This window comes from Dysgonomonas sp. HGC4 (assembly GCF_001261715.1).
In the GTDB taxonomy this organism is placed as follows: Bacteria; Bacteroidota; Bacteroidia; order Bacteroidales; family Dysgonomonadaceae; genus Dysgonomonas_A.
Genome location: NZ_CVRU01000185.1, coordinates 1 through 2453, shown reverse-complemented (window position 1 = coordinate 2453; position 2453 = coordinate 1). Strand labels below are relative to the sequence as shown.

Here is a 2453-nt window from a genome sequence, read left to right as displayed (position 1 = left end):
ACCTTTTATGGGTTATTATTGGATTATTAAAAATCGTTAGTTTGCAAACAAAGTTTTAGCAATACCAAGTTCAAGTCCTCTTAATTCGGCTAGCCCTCTAAGGCGCCCTATACACGAATATCCTGGATTTGTTTTCTTATTCAAGTCATCAATCATTTGATGTCCATGATCGGGACGGAATGGTATTGAAATATTTCTTTTTTGTTGTATCTCTAATAATCCTCTCATAACGCCATACATATCCACATCTCCTTCAAGATGATTTGCTTCGTAGAAATTACCTTCTGCATCACGTTGAGTTGCTCTCAGATGCACGAAGTTTACTCTGTCTCCCAAGTTTCGAATCATTTTTACCAAGTCATTATCAACTCTTACACCAAACGAACCTGTACAAAAACATAGTCCATTAGAAGTATTAGGTACGGCTTCAACCAATTTAAGAAAATCATTCTCGGTACTTAACACACGAGGCAAACCTAATATTGCATAGGGAGGATCATCTGGATGAATTGCGAGCTTCACTCCCACTTCATCAGCTACAGGAGCTATTTCTTTTAAGAAATCAATCAAATTGGAACGAAGTCTATCTTCATTTATACCATCATATCTGTCCAATTGAGCTTGGAATTCTTCGAGCGTAAAACTTTCTTCTGCACCGGGTAATCCAGCAATCATATTTCGTACTAATAGATCTTTTTCAGCCTGAGACATACTCTCAAATTTGGCTTTTGCTTTTGCTATATCTTCAGCGCTATATTCTTTTTCAGCTCCAGGACGTTTTAATATACACAAGTCAAAAGCCAAAAATGCTGCTCTTTCGAAGCGCAGGGCTTTCGAGCCATCAGCAACCGTAAATGCTAAATCGGTACGTGTCCAATCTAAAACGGGCATAAAATTGTAAGTTACAATCATAACTCCGCATTTAGCGAGATTACGAATACTTTCCTTATAATTCTCTATATATTCTTTATAGTTACCTTCCTGCGTTTTGATAAATTCGTGTACTGGTATACTTTCTACTACTGACCATGTAAGACCAGCTTCTGCTATAATTTGCTTACGCTTTTCGATTTCTTCCACAGTCCAGACTTCACCGTTTTTAATATGATGAAGAGCTGTAACAATACCTGTTGCTCCTGCTTGTTTGATATCGGCTAATGATACTGGATCATTAGGACCGTACCAACGCCATGTTTGTTCACTTAATACCATTATATATTAAATTTAAAAGTTTGTTTATTCTTAACTATAATACGACTTAAGATTTTAGAGCTTAAATAGAAAATGCATCAAAACCACCATCAATTACAAGTATAGTTCCTGATACAAATTTCGAAGCATCACTAATCAAATAGTGCAACGAACCTAACAACTCGTCAGCCTCTCCAAAACGGTTGAATGGAGTATGTGCTAATATTGTTTTTGCACGATCTGTATAAGTACCATCTGGATTAGTTAGCAATGTTCTGTTTTGTTCAGTAATGAAGAATCCCGGAGCTAATGCGTTTACTCTGAATTTTTCTCCAAATTTAAGAGCCAATTCTCCAGCCATATATTTTGTAAAATTTGCCACAGCAGCTTTAGCAGCTCCATACCCCACTACTCGAGTTAAAGGTCTCAATGCCGATTCAGAAGCAATATTTATAATATTTCCTGCTCCATTGTCGACCATAGCTTTAGCAAAAACCATAGTCGGGATAGCTGTTCCGAATAGATTCAAATCAACCACCTTTTTAAAATCATCTATTGCCAAATCAAAAACCGTCTTATCAGGTCCTATTGTAGCACCCGGCATATTACCTCCTGCTGCATTTATAAGTACATCAATTTTACCATATACTTTGATAATTTCATCTCGATTTTGTTCTAAAACTTCTTTATTCAAAACATCGGTTGAAAGAAACAATGCTTCGTTTCCTCCACCTTTAATTTTGCTTACAAGTTCTTCTCCCTTGTCTTTAACACGATCTAGAATCACAATTTTAGCACCTTGAGCGGCTAAATATTGAGCCATATCTGAACCTAAAACACCACATCCACCAGTGATTACAATCACTTTATTTTCAATACAGAACAAATTGTTTTTCATAGTATTATAATTTGTAATTTTTGTAATATTCTATATTTTCTTTCATCAAAATATCGATAGGCATAAAGTTTATCTTATTGATAATCTTGCTAAATAATAAATGATTACTCAACGATTTTATAGCATCATAACCCTGCTGAGTGGAGCGCTGAGAAATAAGGAATAGCACCTGATCATTTTTAAGTGCCTCCACATTTTTCTCTATTGAGTCGTACCCTATAAGATTGATCTTTTTATCTCCACAAGCAATACTTTCAAAAAGCTCTACTAGTTCATATATTCGAGAATTAAATACAATAGCACCAAGCTTGTTGTTGGTATTATTCAATATTGATTTAAGCTCATTTGCTACATCTTTCGATTG

The 2453-nt window shown here is 35.3% G+C and carries 2 protein-coding genes and 1 pseudogene; all 3 read right to left on the bottom strand.

The features are described from left to right. Window positions 1–36 precede the first annotated feature (36 nt). On the bottom strand, window positions 37–1212 hold the full coding sequence (gene uxuA / locus HGC4_RS17340; RefSeq protein ID WP_050711401.1) for a mannonate dehydratase: 1176 nt from the start codon (window positions 1210–1212) through the stop codon (window positions 37–39). Between the two features lie 61 nt (window positions 1213–1273). Further along, window positions 1274–2089, bottom strand: a complete 816-nt coding sequence (locus HGC4_RS17335; protein WP_050711400.1) for an SDR family oxidoreductase — start codon at window positions 2087–2089, stop codon at window positions 1274–1276. Window positions 2090–2093: 4 nt separating this feature from the next. Continuing rightward, window positions 2094–2453, bottom strand: a pseudogene (locus tag HGC4_RS17330) (transcriptional regulator); the annotation flags it as partial.

Bases quoted from the DNA above. Each gene is read 5' to 3' on its own strand.
- HGC4_RS17335 (WP_050711400.1), bottom strand. From the start codon at position 2,089: ATGAAAAACAATTTGTTCTGTATTGAAAATAAAGTGATTGTAATCACT.
- uxuA (WP_050711401.1), bottom strand. From the start codon at position 1,212: ATGGTATTAAGTGAACAAACATGGCGTTGGTACGGTCCTAATGATCCA.